Origin of the sequence: Priestia abyssalis (assembly GCF_002019595.1) — a bacterium.
Classification (GTDB): domain Bacteria; phylum Bacillota; class Bacilli; order Bacillales; family Bacillaceae_H; genus Bacillus_BA; species Bacillus_BA abyssalis.
Genome location: NZ_KV917369.1, coordinates 4,928,852 through 4,946,981 on the forward strand (window position 1 = coordinate 4,928,852; position 18,130 = coordinate 4,946,981).

At 40.7% G+C, this 18,130-nt stretch carries 14 protein-coding genes; 1 reads left to right on the plus strand and 13 read right to left on the minus strand.

Annotated elements, in window-relative coordinates; all coding sequences use genetic code 11:
- Positions 1-26 precede the first annotated feature (26 nt).
- From ytaF to BK575_RS23645, 11 genes are all read right to left on the minus strand, one after another.
- A complete protein-coding gene (gene ytaF, locus BK575_RS23595; RefSeq protein WP_078414004.1) occupies positions 27-662 on the minus strand; it encodes a sporulation membrane protein YtaF in 636 nt (211 codons plus the stop codon).
- A gap of 96 nt (positions 663-758) precedes the next feature.
- Complete coding sequence (gene mutM, locus BK575_RS23600; RefSeq protein ID WP_078414005.1) at positions 759-1,592, minus strand: DNA-formamidopyrimidine glycosylase; 834 nt, start codon at positions 1,590-1,592, stop codon at positions 759-761.
- Positions 1,593-1,611: 19 nt separating this feature from the next.
- Positions 1,612-4,242, minus strand: coding sequence for a DNA polymerase I (gene polA / locus BK575_RS23605; RefSeq protein ID WP_078414006.1), 2,631 nt, complete (start codon positions 4,240-4,242; stop codon positions 1,612-1,614).
- Between the two features lie 432 nt (positions 4,243-4,674).
- Positions 4,675-5,610: a protease modulator HflC gene (hflC, locus tag BK575_RS23610; protein ID WP_078414007.1), complete on the minus strand. Its 936-nt coding sequence runs from the start codon at positions 5,608-5,610 to the stop codon at positions 4,675-4,677.
- Complete coding sequence (gene hflK / locus BK575_RS23615) at positions 5,603-6,583, minus strand: FtsH protease activity modulator HflK (RefSeq protein ID WP_078414008.1); 981 nt, start codon at positions 6,581-6,583, stop codon at positions 5,603-5,605. The genes hflC and hflK overlap by 8 nt, the downstream gene beginning before the upstream one ends.
- Before the next feature lie 296 nt (positions 6,584-6,879).
- Complete coding sequence (gene pnpS / locus BK575_RS23620; RefSeq protein ID WP_078414009.1) at positions 6,880-8,652, minus strand: two-component system histidine kinase PnpS; 1,773 nt, start codon at positions 8,650-8,652, stop codon at positions 6,880-6,882.
- Positions 8,645-9,361 (minus strand): response regulator transcription factor, encoded by a 717-nt coding sequence (locus BK575_RS23625; RefSeq protein ID WP_078414010.1) that lies wholly within the window; start codon positions 9,359-9,361, stop codon positions 8,645-8,647. The genes pnpS and BK575_RS23625 overlap by 8 nt, the downstream gene beginning before the upstream one ends.
- 246 nt (positions 9,362-9,607) lie before the next feature.
- On the minus strand, positions 9,608-10,546 hold the full coding sequence (gene mdh / locus BK575_RS23630) for a malate dehydrogenase (protein WP_078414011.1): 939 nt from the start codon (positions 10,544-10,546) through the stop codon (positions 9,608-9,610).
- A gap of 116 nt (positions 10,547-10,662) precedes the next feature.
- The gene (gene icd, locus BK575_RS23635; protein WP_078414012.1) at positions 10,663-11,934 is read right to left on the minus strand and encodes an NADP-dependent isocitrate dehydrogenase; all 1,272 of its coding nucleotides are present in this window, start codon (positions 11,932-11,934) and stop codon (positions 10,663-10,665) included.
- A gap of 92 nt (positions 11,935-12,026) precedes the next feature.
- The gene (gene citZ, locus BK575_RS23640) at positions 12,027-13,145 is read right to left on the minus strand and encodes a citrate synthase (protein ID WP_078414013.1); all 1,119 of its coding nucleotides are present in this window, start codon (positions 13,143-13,145) and stop codon (positions 12,027-12,029) included.
- A 362-nt stretch (positions 13,146-13,507) separates the two neighbouring features.
- Entirely contained in the window at positions 13,508-13,969 is a 462-nt protein-coding gene (locus BK575_RS23645) for a DUF441 domain-containing protein (protein ID WP_078414014.1), read from the minus strand.
- Positions 13,970-14,073: 104 nt separating this feature from the next.
- On the opposite strand from BK575_RS23645, the gene ytvI reads away from it, so the two are divergent.
- Positions 14,074-15,192, plus strand: a complete 1,119-nt coding sequence (gene ytvI, locus BK575_RS23650) for a sporulation integral membrane protein YtvI (RefSeq protein WP_078414015.1) — start codon at positions 14,074-14,076, stop codon at positions 15,190-15,192.
- Between the two features lie 433 nt (positions 15,193-15,625).
- On the opposite strand, the gene BK575_RS23660 is transcribed toward ytvI, so the two are convergent.
- Both BK575_RS23660 and pyk read right to left on the minus strand, forming a co-directional pair.
- Positions 15,626-16,018: an FxsA family protein gene (locus tag BK575_RS23660; protein ID WP_078414017.1), complete on the minus strand. Its 393-nt coding sequence runs from the start codon at positions 16,016-16,018 to the stop codon at positions 15,626-15,628.
- Positions 16,019-16,336: 318 nt separating this feature from the next.
- Positions 16,337-18,097: a pyruvate kinase gene (gene pyk / locus BK575_RS23665; protein ID WP_078414018.1), complete on the minus strand. Its 1,761-nt coding sequence runs from the start codon at positions 18,095-18,097 to the stop codon at positions 16,337-16,339.
- Positions 18,098-18,130: the final 33 nt, after the last annotated feature.

Here is an 18,130-nt window from a genome sequence, read left to right on the forward strand (position 1 = left end):
TTTGTTTCCCCTTTCTTCTTTTAGTGCTACAATCTCCAAATTCCTATCATAATGAGTACCACACCGGGGATGAAAGAGAATGCTTTCATCCATTTTAAGCGTGAGAGAGCCTTCCCGCACCGGATTCCCATTAATAAAAAAGAAGAACTCATCAGAACCACTATTACGGCTAAATAGAGCGGTGAATAACCAAGAAGCGCTGCTCCAATCCCTGCTCCAAAAGCATCTAAAGACAAAGCCAAGCCGAGCATCAATGCTTCGATGCCCGTGATTGAACCAGACTGGTCAAAATCCGCAGCGGTCGGTTTTTTCAAAATATGAATAACAACGCCAAATGATTTAATTTCCAGTTTCCATAACATTTTTTCTTCCTTTTGAGCAGATACCGCTTCATCGGAACGGAAGAATTGATATAACACCCACGCTCCCAGAAACACCAAAATGAACCCACCGAGCTTTTCTGTGAATTCAGGAGAAAAGAAACGGGCAATGCCTTTTCCTAGCATCATCGAACATATTAGGGATGCTGCAGAACAAAGAGAAATAATCACAATGGATTTCAATGGAATAAACATATTGCGAAGGCCATATGTCAGCCCTACACTAAAACTATCCAAGCTAACGGCAAACGCCAATAAAAACAAGGAAAGCGTAACAATCATCGTTAGGCTCCTTCCATTCGATTTTCTACGTTTAGTATATGGAAAGAGCCTATCCATTGTTTATCCTATTATTTTTTCCTGCGATTTACCTTGCTATCAGCCATCCCGGCGTTGACACTTAGGACAAATGTGGGTTCCCCTTCCGCTAACCACCGTTTTTTCGATTGCGGTACCGCATCGCCCGCACGGCTCCCCTTTTTTCCCGTATACAAACAACTGAAGCTGAAACATGCCGATTTGTCCTTGTGTATTGACATAGGTCCGAATGGTACTGCCGCCTTTTTCAACCGCTTCTGTTAACGTATCCACGATTTCGCGATGAAGATTTGTTACTTCTTCTTCTCTCAATTGATTGGCTAAACGCTCCGGATGGATGCCTGCACGGAATAAGGCTTCATCGACATAAATGTTCCCAAGGCCCACTACCGCTTTTTGGTCCAATAAAACAGCTTTAATTTTTCGGTTCGTTTTTTGCAGCTGCCTATATAGCATCTCTGGCGTAAATTCCTGTGAAAATGGTTCAGGCCCAAGATGCGATAAGGGGAGAGACAATTCCTCTTCTCCTTTTTTAAATAAATGCATCGTCCCGAACTTACGGACATCTCGATAACGCAGCTCCGTTCCATCCGTAAACCGAAAGAAAACATGTGTATGTTTATCATAGGGTTCTTCATTCTGGTGCAGCCCATATTTTCCTTCCATTCTTAAATGGGAAACAAGTACATAGTCATCCAAAAAGATTTTCAAAAATTTTCCGCGCCTGCCGACATCACGAATAGTTTGTCCAACAAGAGCATCCTGAAACTGCTGGACTTCCACTGGACGTTTAATGATATTGGGCCATAATATTTTTACATGCTCAATCGTTTTTCCGATGACCAATTCGATAAGCGTTCGCCTTACGGTCTCAACTTCCGGGAGTTCAGGCATCTTCATTCACTTCCTTTACTTACTTTGCGTCAAACCATGTTGGGCCATATGAATAATCTACCTTCAACGGCACTTTCAATTCAATGGCTTGTTCCATTACTTCAGGTACAAGCTCTTTTAGCTTTTCAATTTCATCAGCAGGTGCTTCAAAAATTAATTCATCATGAACTTGCAGCAATAACTTCGTTTGCAGCTTTTCTTCTTGAAGACGCGCTGCCATATGAATCATGGCCAGTTTGATTATATCTGCGGCGCTTCCTTGAATCGGTGTATTCATGGCTGTCCGTTCAGCGAAGCTGCGCAAGTTAAAGTTCCGGCTCGTAATCTCTGGAATATAGCGGCGGCGATGCAATAATGTTGTCACATATCCTTTCGCTTTTGCATCCCGTACACTCTCTTCCATGTACTCTTTTACGCCTGGAAAACTTTCAAGGTAGCGGTCAATGAATTTTCCGGCCTCTTTTCGTGTAATGCCTAAGCTTTGCGATAACCCGTAGTCACTAATGCCGTAAACAATTCCAAAGTTGACGGCCTTTGCCTGTCGCCTCATGTTAGCCGTCACTTCCTCGGCTTTCACATGAAATACATCCATCGCCGTTTTTGTATGAATATCCATATCATGATTGAAAGCGTCAATCAACTTTTCATCATTGGCAATATGAGCTAGTACACGCAATTCAATTTGAGAATAATCTGCCGCGAAAATAACCCACCCTTCTTGCGAAGGAATAAACGCTTGTCTAATTTTTTTCCCTTCTTCAAGGCGAATCGGAATATTTTGCAGGTTAGGATCCGTTGAACTTAAACGGCCGGTTTGGGTTAACGTTTGATTGAAACGCGTATGCACTTTATCCGTTTTTTCATGAATAACTTTCTTTAACCCCTCAATATAGGTGGACTGTAGCTTTCCAAGCTGGCGGTAATGCAAAATTTGAGGAATAATATCATGGGCATCCGCCAGTTGCTCTAATACATCAGCTGAAGTGGAATAACCGGTTTTCGTCTTTTTAACGGCCGGCAAATTCAATTTCTCAAACAATACAACACCGAGCTGCTTAGGCGAGTTAATATTGAATTCAGTTCCCGCCAATTCATAAATATTTCGCTCGAACTCCCTCAGCCTCTCTCCTAGTTCTAACCCCATGCTGTTTAAACGGCCCGAATCAATCTTCACTCCTTGATATTCCATTTCTGCCAAGATGAAAGAAAGCGGCATCTCCAAATCTATAAAGAGCTTGTACTGCTCATTTTCTTCAAGTTCTTTCAGCATCTGTTCACGAAGCTGACATAGCGCAGCGGCTTTCCTCGCAATATGCTCTGCCAATATGCCTTCTTCCGGCACATGCCGTTTTGCGCCTTTACCATAAATCGCCTCATCTGATTGCAGTTGTGCATACCCTTTTGCTCTGGCAATAGTCGCCATATCTTCAGTCGAGTCGGCAGGATTGAGAATATAAGACGCAATCAACAAATCAAAATCGATGCCTTTTAGTTCTATTCCTCTCCATTTAAGGGCTACAATCGCTTGTTTTCCATCAAACACATATTTTCTCTTGCTTTCATCACAAAGCCATGTTTTAAAAGCAGAGGATTGTACTGCTAACTCAGCAGGGATAAAATATTGCCCTTCGGCATGTGCAATACCAAAGCCTACAATCTCTGCACGATGATAGTTTTCATCGATCATTTCGACAATGAGGGCTGCTTCATCTTGCAGGATGGTTTCATCAATGGCCGTTACCCTTTCAAATTGAATGTCCTCAAGATCTTCTTTCATTCCAGCCTCAGGCGCCCCCATTTTATCCAATAAGGAATTAAAACCAAGCTCTTTGAACAAAGAAATAATTTTTTCTTCATTATATCCTTCATATGTAAGATTATTTATCCCTACCTCTACCGGAGCATCACGGAAGATGGTAGCGAGCTCTTTACTCATTAACGCTTGTTCACGGTATTCCTCTAATTTCTCTTTTAGTTTTTTCCCGCTCACATTTTCAATGGATGTTAGAAGATTTTCAACGGTACTGTACTCTTTCAATAACTTCAGTGCCGTTTTCTCCCCAACTCCCGGCACCCCGGGAATATTATCGGAACTGTCCCCCATGAGCCCCTTCATATCAATGATTTGCTCAGGGGTAATACCATATTTTTCAGCAATGGCTTCAGGTGTATACGAATCTACGTCCGTAATGCCTTTTCTTGTAATATCTACCGTTGTATTTTTTGAAACGAGCTGAAGCAAATCTTTATCACCTGAAATGACCTTCACTTCAAAGCCTTCTTTTTCTGCCTGTGCTGATAATGTTCCAATAATATCATCAGCCTCATAGTTAACAAGCTCATAACGCTGAACTTGATAAGCATCAAGCAGCTCGCGGATAAACGGAAACTGTTCCGACAGCTCGGGAGGCGTTTTTTGCCTTCCGCCTTTATATTCTTTAAACGTTTCATGTCTGAATGTTGTTTTACCCGCGTCAAATGCAACAAGCATATGCGTCGGTTTTTCCTCTTCTAAAATACGCATTAACATCATTGTAAAGCCATAAACAGCGTTCGTATGAACTCCTTTATCATTATTTAGTAAAGGAAGAGCAAAGAACGCTCGATAGGCAATACTATTTCCATCTACTAATACTAACTTCTTTGACATGCGCCATCCTCCATTTTGTTACTTAACCTCCACGTGTGAAAATCTTCATCCCACTCCATTGAGCGGTAATTCTCCCACCGATTGAAGGTTCACTTTATCTCGTTAAGAACACAGATTAATTCGCTTAAAGACTCACTCTATGGCTCTATTCTAGCAGAATACGCCACAGAAGGAAAAATAATGGACCACTTAATAAACCGAGGTGCCCTGACAGGGCACCTCGGTTTATTAAGAAAGACCAATGTATTAAGTTACTTATTATAAATCCAAATTAATTTTTTAACCTTTTCTATCGGACTTTCTTCTATGTAGGCCTTTCTGTTCTTCCATCTTGAATAAGCTTACAAAGGTTCTCGTATAAGCGGCTGACAAGAGCCCGCAAAAGAACTTGTCAGCCGCTTATACGCCAAACTATTTATGTGGATTCATATATTAATTGGTATAACCCATTAAGGTTCGAGCATACGGAGAATCTGCAGGCAGGACAATAACCGTTTCATCATCAATCGTTTTCACGTAGGAATTCAATGTACGGTAAAGCTCGTAAAATTTTGGATCTTTCGAATAAGATTTATTGTAAATGCGGCCGGCTTCCGTTTCACCTTGTCCGCGTATGACTTCCGCGTCAGCATTAGCTTTTGCCAGCATCTCCTTTACTTCCTTATCCGTTTTCGCGATAATGCGGTTTTTTTGCGCGTCACCCATTGATAAATATTCTTGAGCTTTTGTTTCCCGCTCTGAAATCATGCGTGTATAAACGGATTGTTCATTTTCAGGAGGCAAATCGGTACGTTTCATCCGGACATCCACTACTTTAATTCCGTAATTTCCTTTCTCCACCAATTTGTTAACTTGTTCTGTCACACGATCGTTCAAGCTGCCCCGCTGAGCTTTTTCGTCATTAATGATTTCGTCATAATTCAATTGTCCTAACTCAGAACGAACAACAGAGAAAACAAATTCCCCCATCTTCGCTTCGGCATTTACAACCGAGCGGGCAGTGGCAATCAATTTCTTAGGATTTTCGATTTTCCATACAGCATAGTTATCTACCAGCATCCGCTTTTTATCTTTTGTGTTGATTTCTGCCTCCTGCACGTCATAGATCATTTGATATTTCGGAAGAGAGGTGACGGATTGAATGAATGGAATTTTAAAGCTTAAGCCCGGCTTCGAATCAATACGAACCACTTCACCGAATTGACGAATCACTTTATATTCATTTTCTTTGACGATAAACACGTTGCTTAGCAAAAAGCCAAGAACAATAATAATCAAAAAAATGATAAACCCGCCTTTTGTGTACTTTTTCCAATCCATAGAACGCCCTTTTTTTTCGTTCATATCCACAATATTCCCGTTACTCATTCTGTCCTCCTCCTTCCTCTTTAGCAGGTGGAATAACCTGTGTATCCTTTTTCTTTTCCATCGGCTGAATAGGTAAATATTTCATCGTATTTCCATCATCTTTCATGATGTAAATTTCTGCATCAGGAAGAACTCGGTCGATTGTCTCTAAAATAAGACGCTGCTTCGTAATATCCGGTGCATTTTTATATTCATTGTATACCGAGTCAAAAACCGCCACATCTCCGCGTGCAGTTTCGATACGGGCCGCTTTATCCCCTTCAGCATTGGAAATAATGGCATCTTTTTCCCCTTCTGCTTCTTTCGTTCGCTTGTTTCGGTATTTATTTGCTTCATTGATTTTCGTATTCATCATCTCGCGCGCGTCCGTTACATTTGTAAAAGCTTTCCTTACTTCTTCATTAGGAAGTTCCACATCTTGAAGCTTTACACTCAATATTGAGATTCCCACATCATAACGTTCCACTAAAGTCGAGAGCAAGTCTCTTACTTGGGCTTCTATTTCAGCTTTTCCTGACGTTAAAGCATCATCAATTTTCGAGCTTCCGATAATGCTTCTCAATGATGCACTTGTTGCGTTATATAAGATCCTTTGCGGGTCTTCTACATTATATAAGTACTTTTCCGGGCTTGTAATTTTCCACTGGACAACCATATCGGCCAGCACGATATTTTCGTCACCGGTTATCATTTTCGTATCTTTTGGAACCTCTTTAATTTCACCGTCTTTTTCATCGTATCCAAACTGTAAACTAAATGTCTCTTTCGATAGTTTTTCTACTTTTTGAATAGGCCATGGCAACTTAAAATGAAGTCCCGGTTCTGCTACACCTTCATCTACAGCACCGAATGTTGCGATAACCGCCTGTTCGGATTCATCCACGGTATACCAAGTAGTAAAAGCGGCAATTCCTAATAAAAGTACACCGATCCCAATTCCAACATATTTACTGATTTGTCGTGCACTTGTCATCTGCAGCACCTCTCCTCTCATTACAATAATTTATACGGGCTATCTGATCAAAAGTTTCGAAATCCAAACAACTTTATACAGAAATTTCAAGAAAATCCCTTTAAAATAATCTGTTGTTCCCGTAAATTATCGCAAAAAAAAGAAGAGGCGGAAACAGTCATACTGTTTCCGCCTTTCCACATTGGCTCCTTTGGATGAAGGGGTTTCCAAAGATAAGTTTATCAACGTTTTATTAAGATAAATTAAATAAACTGTAAAGTTCACGTAAAGTTTTGTGAAGATTTATCCTTTTTTCTTTACGAAACAGAGGATCGTTTAAAAAATGTGACTGTAAAAATGGTCCCTTTCCCCACTTGACTCGCCACTTCAATCTTTCCGCGATGAGCCTCCACTAAATGTTTAACAATCGCAAGACCAAGCCCCGTTCCTCCCGAATTACGGCTCCTCGCCCTGTCAACACGGTAAAAACGCTCAAAGATTCTTGGAATTTCCTCCTTGCTAATGCCAATCCCCGTATCCTCGACACTAATTTTGACTCGATCGCTCTCTTCTTTTGTCGAAATTCGAATCGATCCTCCAGCAGGGGTATATGTAATGCCATTGCTGATCAGATTGATGAAAATTTGTTTTAAGCGCAGCGGATCAGCCTCAATATATAGAGGTTCTTCCGGCAGCTGAAGCTGCAAATCAATCTCTTTATCCGCAGCCTTTCCTGAAAGCATGAGAAAGATTTCCTCAAAGGTCTCCTGAAGTTGAATAGACTGAATCGTAAGGGTAAATCCTTGTTGCTCAATCTTGGATAAGTCAAGCAAGTCTTGAATTAATCCTTGCATGCGGTGGCTTTCATTCAAAATGATATTTAAAAACTGCTCCCGAAGCTGCCCATCTTCTCCTGCTCCTTCTAGCAGTGTCTCAGCGAACCCTTTAATAGAAGTAATAGGGGTTTTCAGTTCATGGGAAACATTCGCGACAAAGTCTTTTCTCATTTGCTCAAGTTTTTTTAGTTCTGAAATATCATGAAAAACCAGGACAATGCCTTTCCATTCATCATTTAGTCCAATAATAGGTGCACCATATACATCAAAGTGCTTTCTCTCAATTTTTATCGGCAAAACGAGTTGCTTGCGTGACTTCACTTCTGTCATGAATACTTCTTCTACAAGAGCAATCACTTCTTTATGCTGAAACGCTTCATAATACAAATGATATAAATAATCAGACGGTTCAATTTCAAACTGCTCTTTGTAAGCCTTATTGACGAGGTTAATATACCCTCTGCTATCAATTAAAATTAAGCCGCTACCCATATTTTCAATTAACGTTCGAAGCCGGTCTTGCTGCATCTCTTGTGTACTGACCAAGTCTTGAAGGTTACGGGCGAGCATATTAATGGCTTGGCTAAGCATCCCCGTTTCATCAACGTAGTCTTCATATGTCCTCGCCTTATAATTTCCTTTTGCCAGTTCCATCGCTACCTGTGTCGCTGACTCAATCGGCTTTGTATATTGTGTCATGATTCGCACACCTAGAAGCAGAATTACAATTAAGGCCATTCCAAGACTCCCGATTAACAATCCCCAAATTTGCTGATTGACTTTGTTGAACGAATCGACAGATGTACTTAATACAATCAAGCCAATATGCTTATCATTGTCTATTAACGGCACACCATAATAATAAAGATTATGCTGTTCTTCCACTTGATAAAAGCCATCTTTGTCTTTTAACTTTCCTCGAACGACTTCTTCGATAATCGACAGGCTGCCATCTTCAACTTTTTTTCCGATTTTATTAGCATCCAGCAACACTTTACCGTTTTTCTTAATAATAGTTGTTCTCACATCTAGAGTTGAGCTAACCAAATCAAGCTTGCTTTGTAAAAATGGACTCGTCAGCCCCTCTTCTTGGATAAGAAGTTCAACCACTCTTGCTTCCTTCTCCATCCGCTGATGAAAATTTTGCAAGTAAAACCCTTTAAAGAGTTGCCCTAAAAGCAATCCCAACCCGATTAATACAATAATAATTAAGGTCAAAAGGGCAAAAAGCAATCGGGATCGAAACTTATTCATCCGGCTTCGGCTCCTCTAGCTTATAGCCAAGTCCTCTAATGGTTTTGATGTATAAAGGTTTTCGTGAATTTTTTTCGATTTTTTCACGCAGGTGGCTAATATGTACATCCACAATACGAGTATCCCCTGCAAAATCATAATTCCACACCGCACTCAATAATTGATCGCGGGTCAAAACGCGCCCTTTATGCTTTGCGAGATAGAGCATCAATTCAAATTCTTTTGGAGTCAAATCTAACCTTTCTCCTAGAAAATATGCTTCATACTGCTCAGACAAAATTTCCAAATCACCAATAATAATTCGCTCCCCTTCTTCTTCAACAGCCTCTGTTGGGGCACTTAATTGCGTACGGCGCAAAATGGCTTTGACCCTTGCTACAACTTCACGAGGGCTAAATGGCTTTGTCATATAATCATCGGCTCCAAGTTCCAGACCCAAAACTTTATCAAATTCATCGTCTTTAGCTGTAAGCATTAAAATCGGCGTCATGACTTTCTGCTGTCGGAGCCTTTTACAAACTTCAATTCCATCCATTTTGGGAAGCATTAAATCCAATACGATCAAGTTCGGTCGCTGTTCAACAGCCATATAATAGCCTTCCTCACCATCTTTTGCAGTCATTACCTGAAAACCAGCCTGCTGTAAGTTATATTGCAACAACGTTGCAATTGATTGTTCATCATCTACAACTAATACTTTCTTACCCATAAACGCCTCCATGTGTACGAATTAAAACCTTATTTTTATCCATTTACCCCGCATGACCTGACAGCAAGACTCCCTCTCCTGCTGAACGGTAATTTCCTTTATACCATCATACAATGATTTATTAAAGTGTACAACGAGGCAGCGTATAATGAAACAAGAGGAACATTCAACTGAGTGATAATTTCTGCACTCTATAATAAAGAAAAAATTCGGGGCAAGCCCCGAATTTTTTCTCTTTCTTTATTATTACGCTAATACGTTCATTACGTTTTTAACCGATTCTACAGATTTATCTAATGCTGCCTTTTCTTCTTCTGTTAATTCTAACTCGATAACTTTCTCAATCCCATTTGCTCCCAGGATCGTTGGAACACCTAAATAAATACCGTCATAGTTGTACTCGCCTTCTAAGAAAGCAATAGCTGGCAACACACGGCGTTGATCTTTCAAAATGGCTTCTGCCATTTCTACTAGAGATGCTGCAGGAGCATAGTATGCACTGCCGTTTCCTAATAGGTTTACAATTTCTCCGCCGCCTTTACGAGTACGTTCTACGATAGCGTCTAAGCGATCTTTAGGAAGTAATGTTTCAAGCGGAATACCGCCGGCATAAGAGTAGCGTACAAGAGGAACCATGTCATCACCGTGACCACCTAAAACGAAGCCGGTAATATCTTTAACTGACAGATTTAACTCTTGTGCAATGAATGTGCGGAAGCGTGCTGTATCTAGAACCCCTGATTGACCAATAACGCGATTTTTCGGTAACCCTGCCTCTTTAAATACTGTATATGTCATGGCATCTACTGGATTTGTTAAAACGATGATTGTCGTCTCTGGTGAATATTTAACAATTTCCTTCGTGATAGATTTCATGATTTTTGCATTTGTTGCAACAAGGTCATCACGGCTCATACCAGGTTTACGTGCGATACCTGCAGTAATAATGACAATGTCAGAATCAGCCGTATCTTCATAATTAGAAGTACCGATGATATTCGCATCAAACCCTTGAACCGGACTTGCTTCAAGCATGTCCAACGCTTTCCCTTTTGTCGGATTTTCGAGCTGTGGAATATCAACGATTACAACATCCCCTAACTCTTTTTGCGCTAGCAAAAACGCAGTAGTTGCTCCTGTAAAGCCTGCACCGATTACTGAGATTTTTTTACGTTTCATTGTCATGAAAAAGACCTCCCATTGTCTTAAGAAAGTTATGTATGACCGCTTACTCTCTTAACTTTTCATGTGAACTGCATTGACAGGCATCCTTCATTTGAAGGATGCCTCCACATTCTATTTTAGCCCATATTCTTAATTAATTCATCACCAAATTCAGAGCATTTTACTTCTGTCGCTCCATCCATTAGACGGGCAAAGTCATAAGTAACAACTTTAGAAGCAATGGTTTTCTCCATTGAAGAAGTGACTAGTTTAGCCGCTTCATGCCAGCCAAGGTGTTCAAGCATTAATACACCAGAAAGGATAACCGAAGATGGGTTTACTTTATCAAGACCTGCATATTTTGGTGCAGTTCCATGAGTCGCTTCAAAAATCGCATGTCCCGTTTCATAGTTGATGTTGGCTCCTGGAGCGATACCGATACCGCCAACTTGCGCAGCCAATGCATCAGAGATGTAGTCACCGTTTAAGTTCATGGTAGCCACTACATCAAATTCGCGAGGACGAGTTAAAATTTGTTGTAAGAAGATGTCTGCAATCGAATCTTTTACGATAATTTTGCCTGCTGCTTCCGCTTCCGCCTGCGCTTTGTTAGCCGCTTCTTTCCCTTCAGCTTCTACGATACGATCGTATTCAGCCCATGTAAATACTTTATCGCCAAACTCTTGTTCCGCTACTTCATAGCCCCAGTTTTTGAAGGCACCTTCTGTAAACTTCATGATGTTTCCTTTGTGCACAAGTGTTACGGATTTTCTGCCTTCGCTAATGGCATAATTAATCGTCGCGCGAACAAGACGTTTCGTTCCTTCTTCTGAAATAGGCTTGATTCCGATACCGGATGTTTCAGGGAAACGGATTTTATTAACACCCATTTCCTGCTGCAAGAAGTTGATGACCTTTTCTACCGCTTCTGTTCCTTTTGCATACTCGATACCCGCATAAATATCTTCCGTATTTTCACGGAAGATGACCATATCTGTATCCTCAGGTCGCTTAACTGGTGAAGGTACACCTTCAAAGTAGCGAACAGGACGAAGACATACGAATAAATCTAACTCTTGGCGCAATGCAACGTTCAATGAACGAATACCGCCGCCAACAGGAGTTGTAAGCGGGCCTTTAATCCCGATTATGTATTCACGAATGACATCTAATGTCTCTGAAGGCAGCCATTCGCCCGTTTGGTTGAATGCCTTTTCTCCGGCTAACACTTCTTTCCAAACAATTTTCTTCTCGCCATTATATGCTTTTTCAACAGCCGCTTCTAATACACGTGAAGCTGATGCCCAAATATCTGGACCTGTGCCGTCTCCCTCGATGAAAGGAATGATTGGATAATTTGGTACGTTTAACACACCATTTGTTACTGTAATTTTTTCTCCTTGAACCACGAAAATTACCTCCTAATAGCTTGTCTAAATCAAGTAGATTGGTGGAGAGTGTCCAATAATACCTAAGTCCATTGGACACTCAAATTTTGTATTTAGATACGTTGCTCCATTGGCACGTAAGCTTGTTTGTCTGGGCCCGTATAATCGGCACGAGGGCGGATTAAACGATTATTGGAATACTGTTCGAGTATATGCGCAATCCATCCTGACACACGGCTTACCGCAAAAATCGGTGTAAATAAGTCATGGTCAATCCCTAGACAGTGATAAACAGATGCAGAGTAAAAATCTACATTTGGCGGCAGAGCTTTTTCAGATGTTACGACGTCTTCAATTTTTACAGACATTTCGTACCATTTGGTTTCACCCGTTAACTGAGTCAGCTTTTCGGACATTTTCTTTAAATGCTTCGCCCGTGGATCTCCCTGTCTATATACCCGGTGCCCAAATCCCATAATTTTTTCTTTATTGTTCAATTTATTGCGCACATAGGCTTCGGCATTTTCTACTTCGCCTACTTCTGAGAGCATTTTCATTACAGCTTCGTTCGCTCCGCCATGAAGAGGGCCTTTTAGTGCTCCGATGGCTGCTGTAACTCCTGAATAAATATCAGATAAAGTAGCTACGCAAACGCGTGCAGTGAAAGTCGATGCATTCAATTCATGGTCAGCATGCAGCACAAGCGCCTTATTAAATGCTTCAACCGCAACTTCACTTGGTTCTTCGCCTGTTAAGGTATATAAAAAGTTTTGAGCAATGCTGTAATCTGCTTTTGGGGTGATTGGATCTAACCCTTTACGAATGCGTGAAAAAGCGGTAACCAGGACTGGCAGCTTCGCTTGAAGGCGTACAGCCTTGCGATAATTTGCTTCTTCGTCCATTACATCTGCTTCTTCATCGTACAATCCCAATAATGACACTGCCGTTCTTATAGCGGCCATTGGATGGACTTGCTTAATCGGATATGTTTTGAAATGATTGATAACTTCTTCTGGTAAGCTGGCGTTTTCTGCCAACTCTTTCGTGAAAGCCGTTAATTCTTGTTGATTTGGCAGTTTCCCATGCCACAATAAATAAACTACTTCCTCGAAAGTGGCATATTGAGCTAAATCGTCAATGTTGTATCCACGATATGTTAGTGTATCATCAATAATAGAGCTAACAGAAGATGTAGTAGCTACAACCCCTTCTAGACCACGAGTAACTGTCATATTCCTCTCTCCTTTACTGAAAAAATTCCCCATAACCCATTTGTCTAAACATTAGACAAACGAAAAAAAATTGAAGTTGAGCGTATGCTCAGCGCGAGAGTAAACTGTCGAAAAAAGCACATCCAAACAAAATATGGTTTATGAGAACGGTGCACCAAAAAGAAAATGCTTACATTTCCGTTTTTCTGAAAAGTACATCAGCTTGCATAAATGTATCTTCAAACATTTTATAAAAATGATACTAATCGCTGAAAGGATATGTAAGCGGATGTTGCTTCAAGTAATATTATAAACAATTATCAGACTTTTGTGAATCAAAAGAACAAATTATTTTTTGGAAACATTATTATTATAGTAAAATTTCATGAAAACAGATTAACCATTTTCATGAATAAATAAGCAATTCCAGCACCTATTAACGGGCCAACCGCTACTCCTTTAAACAAAGAAACAGCCAAAATAGTTCCAAAAACAAGGGCAGCTGTAATATGAGGATCTTCGGCTAAAAGCTCCAGTCCATATTTAGCAACGAGAGCAACTGCAATCCCCGACCCAAGCGCAATCCAAGCATATGAAGATTTCAAAGCCTCCCCCAACTGTTTAAATCCAATTTCTCCGGTTGCAATAGGAACGAGAACAGCGATAGTAATGATGGTAACACCAAGGTTGATTCCTTTGGATTGTAAATAGGGGAACACCTTACCATCCAACCCAATAATCTTTAACACTATGAGGAATGCGGCTGCTACAATTAGCGATTGATTCTTTGCCACCATTCCGATGGCAAGTAAGACAAGTAAAAACAAAAATGGTTGTGAAATCATGCTGCTCATCCTTCCAACTTAAAAATGAATTTATTTCCATATTATTTTCATAAATAAGGAAAAAAGAGTAAAATAAAGTTAACGTTTTTACTGGGGGGATTTTTTTGAACAAGCTATATTTATATCGGTTTGCACGTCTTTTCCTAGTCATCTCTTCCGTTATTTTAGGAGCCTATGCCCTCTATTATGTATCTGCGCTTACATACCCTTTCATCATTGCTCTCCTAATCGCTTTCATCATGAACCCTGTTGTCAATCTACTTGAAAAAGGAGCACGATTACCAAGATCTCTAGCGGTCATAATTTCGCTTCTTTTCATGCTGGGATTACTGGCGGGATTTGTCACCTTGCTCGTCGTCGAGATTATATCAGGTACCGAATATTTAGCTAAAACCGTCCCGCATCACCTTGAAGACTTAGCTATCTTCATCGAAAATTTTATCGCAAGTCAACTTATTCCCATCTACAATGATATCCATTCCTTTTTCGACGATTTAGGAGCCAGTCAACAAGAAACTATTTTAACAAATATACAAAGTATTGGTACAAAAATCACTGAAACGGTAGGAACGTTTATTAAAAATCTTCTTCAAAGCTTTCCTGTTTTGATTGGTTGGCTGCCTGATGCCGCAACTGTCATCATTTTTTCATTACTGGCCACTTTTTTCATCAGTAAAGATTGGTATCGATTGGGGGCTGCATTCCAACGTTTTCTTCCTCTCAAAGCCCGCAAAAGCGGTCAAACCGTCTTTTCAGATTTGCGCAAAGCCCTATTCGGATTTCTGCAAGCTCAATTAACGTTAATTTCCATTACAACAGTCATTGTTTTAATAGGACTTCTGATTTTACGTGTAGAATATGCAATTACAATCGCAGTAATTATCGGGTTAGTTGACATTCTCCCTTACTTGGGGACCGGACTAATTTTTATTCCATGGATTATCTACGCCTTTTTTAGTGGAGAGACATCATTTGCTGTTGGCTTATCTGTCCTTTATTCCGTTGTTGTTGTTCAACGTCAAGTAATGGAACCAAAGATTCTTTCCTCCAGTATTGGACTTGATCCGCTCGCTACTCTCGTTTCTTTATTTGTCGGATTTAAACTTTTTGGACTACTGGGCTTAATTGCAGGACCCGTCACACTTGTTCTATTAAAAACATTGCATAGTGCACATGTATTCAGGGACCTTTTTGATTTTATCATTGGTAAAAAAACGGATTAAAAATCATTTGTATCATACAGTGTGTTCAAAAAAGACCGAGAAGTTCAAGGAAGCGCCGTCACGAGCACAAAGGAAAGCTTCTTACAATTCTTCATCGCACGCAGGAAAAGGGTTCTTCTTTTCCAAGGAACGGAGCGCAAGCTGGTTGCTGCAAAAGCAATCTCCTCGCACGAAGAAAAAGTGCTTTTCTTTTTCGAGGATATGCTGTTAATACGGGAGTAGCGGAGAGACAAGCTTATGAAGCCGGACTAAGAGCCGCCACGTCAATCGCGCCAACGTCGGATCAGTACGTCCTGTACAAGTAATTTCGACAGTCATTTTTCCTGGACTTTTTGAACAACTTCGTAAAAGAAACTTCCATCAGTGGGGATTTTCACGAAGATGACCCAAAAGGGCTGTTTTTTGCCTTTTGGGTCATTCCTCTGTTTCTTTTTTACCACCTTTTGATTGTCATGAATCGCCCATTCCGGAAGAAGCGCTGAAGCCATTTTGCCAATACTGGTTTTACCAGCTTTCTTGTCGGCGGAAACAACAAAAAGAATCCTAATGCATCTGTAATGAACCCGGGAGTTAATAAAACCGCTCCTCCAAACAGAATGCAAATTCCATCCAGGATCGCTTCACCTGGAAGCTCTCCGTATGATAATTGCTCCCTTGCTTGCATTAAAACAGCAATGCCTTGTTTTTTAGCCAAATAGGCGCCCAGAATCCCTGTCAAAATAACAAGCAAAAAAGTTGGGAATGGGCCTACGGTTTTACCAGATAATATTAATAACCACATTTCCATCGCCGGTACAATTATTAATAAAGGAATAAGAACGCGCATGAGCAAATCTCCTTTTCATAAAATAAACGAATTATTCATTAAGTATAAGGCTGTATTCCAGTTAAGTGTTAATTTTTAATTCTGATCCTTGCAAAATGAATATTCCTTACAAGCGAAATCAAAAATAGCAACTCTCAACACCCTCACTAAACAAGGCCTGTCATAAATAATCATACTCAAGAACCTGAAGTTAATGTACAAAAACGCCCGAAGATTTATGGTTCATAAATCTTCGGGCGTTTTGTTTTATTCCGCCTTAATGGACAAATAAGGCTACATCTTAAAATGGAAAGCTATTTTAAGAATAGAATTTAGATACTACAGAACGCTTGCATGCCCTTCATAAATCATGCCTTGCGTCGCGTCAACTGTAATTTCTTGACCATCTGTAAGGAGGGTTGTTGCGTTTTCAACGCCTACGATGACAGGCACACCTAAGCTTAGGCCAACCACTGCAGCGTGGCTCGTCAAGCCGCCTTCTTCTGTAATGATAGCTGCTACCTTTTCAAGAGCTCCCATCATATCACGGTCTGTAGCGTTCGTTACAAGAATCGTTCCGTCTGTCACTTTCTGTGTCGCTTCTGCTGCACTTTTAGCAACTACCACTTTACCGAATGCCGACTTACGGCCGATGCCTTGCCCTTTAGCCAATACATCGCCAACAACATGAATTTTCATTAAGTTAGTCGAACCAGCTTCTCCCACTGGAACACCCGCTGTAATCACCACAACATCACCATGTGAGATAATGCCGGTTGAAAGGGCTGATTGAACAGAGTTATCCAGCATTTCATCGATTGAAGAAGCATTTTGGCCGCTGACAGAATGGACACCCCAAACAAGGGATAAGCGGCGAGAAGCAGCTTCGTTTGCAGCTACTGCGATGATTGGCGCCTTCGGACGATATTTTGAAATCATTTTTGCTGTATAACCGCTCTCAGTCGGTGCAAGAATAGCTGCTACACCTAGGTTTAACGCAGTATGAGCAACCGATTGTCCAATTGCATCCGTCACCGTACAACCGATTTGCTTATTGCGTTTTGATAAAATTTCACGATAATCCAACGCTTGCTCCGCACGAGAAGCGATAGAGTGCATCGTTTTTACTGCTTCCACAGGGTAAGATCCTGCAGCTGTTTCACCAGATAACATGATGGCATCTGTGCCGTCAAAAATCGCATTGGCTACGTCACTTGCCTCCGCGCGTGTTGGACGAGGGTTGCGCTGCATAGAATCCAGCATTTGAGTTGCCGTAATAACGGGCTTCCCAAGAGCATTACATTTTTTAATCAATGATTTTTGTACAAGCGGCACTTCTTCAGCTGGAATTTCCACCCCTAAGTCACCGCGAGCCACCATTAATCCATCTGACACTTCTAAAATCTCATCGATGTTGTCGACACCTTCTTGGTTTTCGATTTTAGGGATGATATGGATATGGCCTGCATTATGCTCTTCTAATAACTGGCGAATTTCCAATACATCAGATGCACGTCTTACGAACGATGCCGCGATGAAATCAACGCCCTGCTCGATACCGAATACGATATCCTGCGCATCCTTTTCTGTCATACCAGGCAAGTTTACACTCACGCCAGGAACATTTACACCTTTTTTATTCTTTAAAGTTCCAGGATTCAACACTTTTGTTGTAATTTCTTTTGTTTCTTTATTGACACGAAGGACTTCCAAACCAATTAAACCGTCATCAAGCAAAATTTTAGAACCAGCTTCTACATCATCAATTAAGCCTGGATAAGTAATAGAGAATTTTTGAGCCGTTCCGGTTACTTCCTCCATAGAAACGATTACTTCAGAACCTTCTACTAGTTCAACCGCTCCGTTTTCCATGTTATTAGTACGGATTTCCGGTCCTTTTGTATCTAATAAGATTGCAACAGTTTTATTTGCTTTCTTAGCCGCTTCACGGATGTTGCGGATACGGTTGCCATGCTCTTCAAAATCCCCATGTGAAAAGTTAAGACGGCACACGTTTAATCCTGCGTTCATCAGTTCAACTAACTTTTCGACAGTCTCACTCGCAGGACCGATTGTACAAACGATTTTTGTTTTACGCATTCCCTTATATCCTCCTCGAACTTATTCCATTTG